The organism is Clostridium sp. (genome assembly GCF_051656525.1).
Taxonomy (GTDB): domain Bacteria; phylum Bacillota; class Clostridia; order Clostridiales; family Clostridiaceae; genus Clostridium.
Map to the genome: position 1 here is coordinate 1 of NZ_JBOGCC010000334.1, position 8357 is coordinate 8357.

Sequence of the window (8357 nt, forward strand, 5' to 3'; positions counted from 1 at the left end):
TTACTAAAGGTTCAATTCCATATTTTTTACATTCATTAAAAATATCTTCATAAAATTTAAGTCCTTTTTCATTTGGAGTCTTTTCATCACCATTTGGGAAAATTCTACTCCATCCAATACTCATTCTATAAACTTTAAATCCCATTTCACTAAAAAGTTTAATATCCTCTTTAAAATTATGATACATATCAATAGCTTCCTTTGCAGGATAAAAATGATTGTCATCAAAGTCTAGCATTTTTATATTTCCTGTTATAACACCAATTCTATCTTTTCCAGCAGGACAAACATCTACATTTGCAAGTCCTCGTAAATCTTCATTATATCCACCCTCACATTGATTTGCAGCAGTTGCACCACCCCATAAAAAGTCTTTACTAAATCCCATTTTAGTCACTCCTTTTCTTTTTTATCTTCTTTAATTATATATATAATTACCTTTTTTTTCAAATTATATATAGAATTTACGTAAAAAACTTACCTCTAAATAAAAATTTGAAGGTAAGTTTTTCATACTATTTTTTTTCACATTTATTACAACATAATCCACTATCAATAATTCTACTTAATTTTTCGTACAATATCTGTTCTAAATGTGTAAGACTTATTATTGTTTTATTTACTTCTTTATTAACAATTAATATTTCTGATATATCATCTGTCTCTGCTAGAACTTTTTGAATTTTTTCTCCTTCTGCATTTAAAACATGGGATATTGCTGCTTCAACTAATGCAATTGATTCTATCACATCACTACATACATCTTTTTCATCTTTCTCTTTTTTCTTTTCGCATATTTTATTATTACATCTATTCATTTTGCATTTTACTTTTTGACTTATCTCTATACAATCACATACAAATATATTATTTCTATCCTTTATAAACATTAAAATCTTTTTTTTCATACACGGATCTGACAGTAAATTTATTATTTTTCCTCTTTTAGATATACTATATTTTCCTATGCATTTCTTTTCCGCTGTTAATACTAAAATCTTATAACATTCTTCACTTAATATTGTTAATATTATTATAGGTGCTACGCTTAGTACACCTTTGATATTTTCCTTTTCAGTTGAATATAATCGTGTTATTTCCAAACTTTTTTTACATAAACTAATCACTTCATTATTCAATGAAATTATTAACTTTTTATTCATACAATCATATGAAATCCCTGTAACTTGTTTTTTATTTAAATTAATTTTTATACAATCTATTTCCTTCATATTTAAATCTAATTTAAATATTCTATCTTCATAAAATATCGATGCTACAAAAAAACATTTTTCATCCCAGTCATAACAAATAACATTATATTCCTTATTTGTATAATATCTTTTTTTTACAATAAAAAATTCATTTACCTTAATTATTTCTAGTTTATTTTTTATTGTATAAAAATAATTTTCTCCATCAAAAGCTATATATGTTATCTCATTATCAATTGCTATTGCTACATGCTTACATGTATCTATACTTTTCATAAAATCTCACCTCTTACATAATATTACTTTATTATATGCAATTTTATATTAAAAGTACCTAATTCAATATTTTCTTCTCCTTTCTGCATTATTCTATACACATTTTTTTATAAGATAACATAAAATATATTAAATAAACTATTAAAAACTTTAATATTGAAAGGATGATTTTTATGGGAATGCCTATAATAAAACCTAGTGAAATTACTAGAGAACAAGCAATTACTGACATCATTGAATCTATTGCATTAATGGAAGCTGCTTTAAGCCATATTTTAAATGCTGAAGGTGAAAAGATACAATCTGTTGTAGGAACATTAACTCCATCTAACCCAAATGTTATTGCATCATCACCTACTGATTTAATTAATATTAACTCTTCAGTTCAAAAAATGGTTAATACAATTACTATGCTTGAACTAGTTTTGCAAAATAAGTTATCCTCTGTTCATTGTAGTTGTGAATAATATAAATTAAATATAAATCGAGGTGAACAAAATGGCTGATTTGAATGGAAATGCTGTATTTGCAACAACTGGATCTGGAACTTATGCTGATTATATCGCATGGATAGACTTTACAAAAGAATTAGATTTTGTAACTAGTGGTCCTTTAACTGTCTTAAACACTATTCCTGGTGGATATACAGTAGAATTCACAGTTTCTGGTGCACCATTTCCTAATAATCCTATAAATGAAACTTCTATTTGGAGTGCAAAGCCAAGTCAAGTTCCATTTGGTTATTTAGGAAAAGGAACAACTTATAATCTACCTACTGACCCTTTCTTTGCAACTGGAGGTAAGAGCTTTGTTTTTACACTTAGTAACATTATTGTTAAAAAAAATAATATTCCTATTACTGACTATTTATTTATAGTCGCAGATGCTGAGATTACAACCTCTGGAGAAACCTTAAATATTAGTAGTCCTACTGCAAATTGGAATATTTTAGATTTAGTTCCTAATCATAACCCTGTAGAATCCCCAATTGTAACAGGTGTAGGAAGTAACACTTTAAAATTAACTGGTGTAAATTATAATACTGGAACCTATCTTTTCCAATCTTATAATGTAAAAGATATTGTTGTGTCTACTCCCGATTTATTTCCATCTGGAGTTGTTGTAGCATTTGGTATTGTTGTAACTCTGCCACCACCTATTACTAAAGTTGCAAATCCACCACAAGTAGATAACTTGCCTTTAAACTATGTAAAATTCGAAGCATCTTTTACGCCAACTGATTCTACAATTCTATCATATACTCTAACTGATACACTTAGTGAAACTACAGGAATATCCTACATTCCTACAACTTCTTTAACAACACCTAAAACTACTTTAACACAAAATAATATTCCTATTACTATAACTGAAACTGTCACAGGAACAAAAGTTGTATATACAATTAACTCAACAAATTTGATACTAAATACCCCTATTAATATAAGTTTAGTATACCGACTAGATTCTATCCTTCCTATAAATAATATTAAAAATACAATTAGTCTTTTGGGAGAAACTGAAGCAGGCCCAACTCCAACCTTGTATGCCGATGCATCTGTAATTTTAAATTCAGTTTTAAAACCTAAAATTGTTAAAACACCAAATTCACAAGAAGTATTAATTAAAGATGATGAACGTTTCTCCTTTACTATTACAATTTCTGATTTAAAATATGATTTAGCCACTCAAAACTATACTATTTTAGATAAGCTAGATCCTAATTTTACTTTTGATAATGCAAATAGTAATTTAAGTTTAACCGTAGGTAATATAATCACACCACTTCCACTAAATGCCACCGTAGATTCTTCTAATCTCTTAAAAGTTATAATTCCTGCAAATTCTATTCCTTCCGATGGAATTATAACCTTAAAAATAGCTATACTATTAAAAAATTCATCAAGTATAACACCGTTATCAACATCACTTAATACTGCATCTTTAATTATAGATGAAAATGACAGTAAAACTTATAACAGTAATCAAGTTATAGTACTTTTTGTTACAACTTGCTATAAAGCACTTTCTGATGTTATAACTTCTATAGCACTTCAAGAAGCTGCTTTAAGCCATATTTTAAATGCTGAAGGAGAAAAAATCCAAAAATTATTAACTCTAACTAATGTAACTAATACAGATATACTAAATGTAAATACATCTGTTAATGCTATGGTTAATTCAATTTCTATGTTAGAGCTTATTTTAGGGAAAAAACTTATTTTAGCAAACCCTTCTTGTCAAAAAAACTAATTATTAAAGGCCTAGCTTTCTTGCTAGACCTTTTTCTATAATATTTATTTCTTAAATCTATTTTTTGTATTCATAAAAATTATTCCACCTATTGTAGTTCCAATAAATATAACTGATACTACACTTGTTATTACCTTAAAATTTCCTATCTCGAATATTTTACATATTGGTAGTACAAGTTGAATAAGTGCAAGTACACCTAAAAATTTTCCCATAAATTTAAAGTATCTTTTTTGATCATACTTATCTTGTTCATGTTTATCTAGTGTATTGTATCCTGCAATTAAGAATCCACCCTTTCCACTTCCTATAATTATTCCCAATCCCCCTAACAAAATTGGTGCTAAAAATAAAAATATATTCTCCATCTCTTCTACTACTATCCTTTTACTGCTCCAATTGTTATTCCTTGAGTAAATGACTTTTGGAATATTAGGAATATAATTATCATTGGAATTGATGCTAGAGCTGCTCCTGCCATCATTAGTCCATAGTTTGTTGTAAACTCTAGTTGCATTGTAGATACTCCAAGTGGTAATGTTTGCATATCTGTACTTCTTATTAATATAAGTTGCATGAAGTAATCATTCCATGAAGTTATAAATGTGAATATTGCAAGGGCTGCAACTCCTGGTTTTACTATTGGAAATACTATTCTTCTAAATATTCCAACTTCACTACATCCATCTATTCTTGCTGCTTCTATTAGTTCTGTTGGTATTGTTTCACTAAATTGTTTCATTAGGAATATCCCAAATGGCCATCCTACTGCTGGTAAAATTAATGATTTATAGCTATCTATCCAATCTAAACTAGTTAATATATTAAATAATGGTACCATTATAACTTGCTTTGGAAGTGCCATTGCCATTATAAGTAACCAAAATATAAGTTTCTTCCCTGGGAATCTCTTTTTAGCTAATACATATCCTGCTAAAGATGCTGTTAAACATACTAAGAATGTTGTTGATATTGCTATAAAGAAACTGTTAAATGTCCATCTTGCTATAGGTTGTCTAAATAAACTTGCCCAGTTATCTGTTATTGGGTTACTTGGAAACCATTCTGGTGGTACTGAAATTGCTGAACCTAAGTCTTTAAACGAACCTGTTATAATCCAATAAAAAGGAAATATAAATAAAATCATTAGAATACATAATACTACAAATGCTACTATATGTTTTGGAGTCCATTGGCTTCTCCAGTCATATAATTGTTCTTTTTCTTTTTTCTTCTTTTTAAACATAGCCACTTCCTCCTTTAATATTCAACATCTGAACCTAAATATTTGTATTGTACTACTGATATTGCCATTACTATTACAGCTAGTACTACTCCCATAGATGATGCTAATCCATATTGTCCAAGTGTAAATGATCTTTCATATACTTGATACATTATTGTTGTTGTTGAGTAGTTTGGTCCACCTGCTGTTAACAGTTGAATTATTGAGAAACATTGGAATGAATTAATAGTTGTTATTATAACTATATATAGTGTTGTTGGCTTTAAAAGTGGCCATGTAATATTCCAAAATACTTGTCTTGAATTTGCTCCATCAATTTCTGCTGCTTCTAAATAATCCTTTGGTATATTTCCAAGTGAAGCCATATATAAAACAATAGGTTGTCCTACTGATAATGTTACAAGAACTATTAAAATTGCCCATTTTGCTATTGAAGGATTTCCAAGCCATACTTGTGGCTCTACTCCAAAAAGTTCTAATACATAGTTTAAGATTCCATAGTTTGGATGGAAAATCCATCCCCATACAACAGTAATACTAACTACTGATGCAATTGCTGGTAAATAAAATACTGATCTAAAGAAACTTCTAACTTTAGAAGACCTCTTATATATGTTAACTGCTACAAATAATGAAAATACCATTACTACTGGAACATTTCCTATAACTAAAAATAATGTATTCCATAAAGATTTTTTAAATACTGGATCATTAAATATATTTATATAATTCTCTATTCCTATAAACTCTGAACTTCTTGGACTATAGTCAAAGAAACTCATAACAACTCCACCTATCATAGGCAAGATTACAAATGCTAAAAAGAATATTGCAGCTGGAAGTAAAAATAAGTATGCACAAATCCATTCTTTTTTAGCTAAACTTTTTCCTTTTCTCTTAGTTAAACTTTTCATCTCTCACTCCTCCTTATCTTTTATTAGAGGCCTTAAGTTTACTTAAGACCTCTCTATATATTTACCTATTTATTTTTTACTTAAAGTGTCATTTGCCTTCTTATTAAAGTTTTCCATAGCTTCTTTAGCACCTGTATTTCCTAAAGTAACTTCTTGAATAGCTGGGAACCAATGTGTTCTCATTTCAGAGAATCCATTAACTGTGTTATAGTATTCAGCTGTAAATTTACCCATACCTTCTGCAAAATTCATTTCTGCATCATCATATAAACCTTTTACAGAATCTCTAACTGAGAAAGTACCTGTTGAGACTAGGTTTTTCTTTTGCCATTCAGAATCATTTGCTAAGAAATCAATAAACTTTTTAGATGCTTCTATTTTTGCTTCATCTCCATTATCAAATATACATAACCCACCTATAAGTGGCTCTAAAGCTAATTTATCTTCACTTGGTGATGGAATTGAAACTAATACATCTTCAAACTCACCAACTTTTTTATCTGCATTGCTTTTCTTTAATCCAGTTGAATATAAAATTGTAAATGCTGATTTTTGTTGTAAGAATAAATCAATTGCATCTCCTGAAGCTAATGCTTCACTTCCTTTTCCTATAATTCCTTCATCAATACCTTTTTTAATCCATTCCATAGCATCTACAACTTCTTTGCTATCAAATGTATAAGCTGATTGGTCTTTATTCATAACACTTCCACCAGTGATATTTGCAATAAATGCTCTTGTTCCTTGGTCTCCTGCTGTACTTTTACTAAACATAGACATTGGAATAACATCTGGTTTTACTTTCTTTATTTCTTTAAGTGCTTTTTCAAATTCTTCTAATGTCCAAGTTCTGTTTGGTCTATCAAGTGGTAATAAATCTAAAAGTCCTGCTTCTTCAAACATTGTCTTATTTACACCCATCATAAAGTTTGTTGTATTAAATGGATACATATAATATGTGTCATCTAACTTACATCCTGCTAAAAGTGCATCTGAAACATCTCCATTTAAATCCTTTATCATATCGTCAACTGGAGCTAGAACTCCTTGTCTTCCATAATCAATTATTCTTCCTGGTGCATCATATAAAACATCTGGTGCTGATTTTGATGCAATTGCTGCATTTATTTTTTCTCCACCACCATTAAAAGAAACCATTTCTACATTAACTTTAATATCTGGATTTTTTTCTTCAAAAGCTTTTACTAATTCTTCTTCATATTTTCCAACTTGTCCATCTTTCATTTCAAAGTTAGGGAAGTTCCACCATGTTATTTCTGTTTTATCTCCTGCTGCCTTGTCTCCTCCTGCATCCTTTCCACCACAGCCTGCTAAAGTACCAATTGATAGTGTTGCCGCTAATAATATACTTCCTATAAGTTTCATTTTTTTCATTATCATTGTCCCCTTTTCAAATTATTTATTTTCAATAGCCAAAGTAGTTTCTTTATCAAACATATATATTTCATTTATATCTAAAACGAATCTATCAGTTTCGCCATACTTAACCTTATTTGTTCCTGGTATTTTAGCAGTTATATTTTGTCCTTCAAGCTTCATATAGATATAACTTTCTGCTCCCATTAATTCAACTAAATCAACATGTCCCATAAATGATGAATTAATATTTTTCTCTACAAACTCTTCTTTATTACTTATGTGCTCTGGTCTTATTCCTATTGTAATTTCCTTGTTTATATATCCTTTTTTCTCTAACACTTTTCCTTTTTCATCATTAACTAAGAATTTATTTTCTCCTATATTAAAGAAATATTTATTATCATCTTTTTCAACTACTGCATTTAAAAAGTTCATTTGTGGACTTCCTATAAATCCTGCAACAAAAATATTGCTTGGATTTTCATATATATTTTGTGGTGTATCTACTTGTTGAACTACTCCATCTTTCATAACTACTATTCTTGTTCCCATGGTCATTGCTTCAGTTTGATCATGGGTTACATAAATAAATGTAGTTTTTAAATCTTGATGAAGCTTTGTTATTTCTGTTCTCATTTGAACTCTTAACTTTGCATCTAAATTAGATAATGGTTCATCCATTAAAAATACCTTTGGCTCTCTAACTATTGCTCTACCAAGAGCAACCCTTTGTCTTTGTCCTCCTGATAATGCTTTTGGTTTCCTATCTAAGTATGATTCTAAGCTTAAAATTCTAGCTGCATTTTCTACTCTTTTTTTCATTTCTTCTTTATCAAACTTTCTAAGCTTTAATGCAAATTCCATATTTTCTCTTACAGTCATATGAGGATATAATGCATAGTTTTGAAAAACCATTGCAATATTTCTATCCTTTGGAGCTACATCATTCATAATCTCCTCATCAATATAAAGCTCTCCTTTAGATATTTCTTCAAGACCTGCAATCATTCTAAGTGTTGTTGATTTTCCACATCCAGATGGACCAACAAAAACTATAAACTCCTCATCTTCAAT

9 protein-coding genes are annotated in these 8357 nt (G+C 28.9%); 2 read left to right on the top strand and 7 right to left on the bottom strand.

Features of this window, described 5'->3' with window-relative positions; genetic code table 11:
* The coding region (locus ACRDDY_RS16500) for a family 1 glycosylhydrolase (protein WP_438566031.1) at positions 1 to 388 on the bottom strand (388 nt) is incomplete at its 3' end.
* 127 nt (positions 389 to 515) lie between these two features.
* On the bottom strand, positions 516 to 1490 hold the full coding sequence (locus ACRDDY_RS16505) for a hypothetical protein (RefSeq protein ID WP_438566032.1): 975 nt from the start codon (positions 1488 to 1490) through the stop codon (positions 516 to 518).
* A gap of 173 nt (positions 1491 to 1663) precedes the next feature.
* Between ACRDDY_RS16505 and ACRDDY_RS16510 the strand changes: the two genes are divergently transcribed.
* The gene (locus ACRDDY_RS16510; RefSeq protein WP_438566033.1) at positions 1664 to 1957 is read left to right on the top strand and encodes a hypothetical protein; all 294 of its coding nucleotides are present in this window, start codon (positions 1664 to 1666) and stop codon (positions 1955 to 1957) included.
* A gap of 31 nt (positions 1958 to 1988) precedes the next feature.
* Positions 1989 to 3743, top strand: a complete 1755-nt coding sequence (locus ACRDDY_RS16515) for a CshA/CshB family fibrillar adhesin-related protein (protein WP_438566034.1) — start codon at positions 1989 to 1991, stop codon at positions 3741 to 3743.
* 44 nt (positions 3744 to 3787) lie between these two features.
* Here the strand turns inward: ACRDDY_RS16515 and ACRDDY_RS16520 are convergent, their stop codons facing one another.
* From ACRDDY_RS16520 to ACRDDY_RS16540, 5 genes are all read right to left on the bottom strand, one after another.
* The gene (locus tag ACRDDY_RS16520) at positions 3788 to 4111 is read right to left on the bottom strand and encodes a DUF3784 domain-containing protein (RefSeq protein ID WP_438566035.1); all 324 of its coding nucleotides are present in this window, start codon (positions 4109 to 4111) and stop codon (positions 3788 to 3790) included.
* Between the two features lie 11 nt (positions 4112 to 4122).
* The gene (locus tag ACRDDY_RS16525; RefSeq protein ID WP_438566036.1) at positions 4123 to 4989 is read right to left on the bottom strand and encodes a carbohydrate ABC transporter permease; all 867 of its coding nucleotides are present in this window, start codon (positions 4987 to 4989) and stop codon (positions 4123 to 4125) included.
* A 14-nt stretch (positions 4990 to 5003) separates the two neighbouring features.
* The gene (locus ACRDDY_RS16530) at positions 5004 to 5903 is read right to left on the bottom strand and encodes a carbohydrate ABC transporter permease (protein ID WP_438566037.1); all 900 of its coding nucleotides are present in this window, start codon (positions 5901 to 5903) and stop codon (positions 5004 to 5006) included.
* A 69-nt stretch (positions 5904 to 5972) separates the two neighbouring features.
* A complete protein-coding gene (locus ACRDDY_RS16535) occupies positions 5973 to 7298 on the bottom strand; it encodes an ABC transporter substrate-binding protein (protein WP_438566038.1) in 1326 nt (441 codons plus the stop codon).
* Between the two features lie 21 nt (positions 7299 to 7319).
* Positions 7320 to 8357 (bottom strand): ABC transporter ATP-binding protein (locus ACRDDY_RS16540; protein WP_438566039.1); only part of this gene is annotated, 1038 nt, incomplete at its 5' end.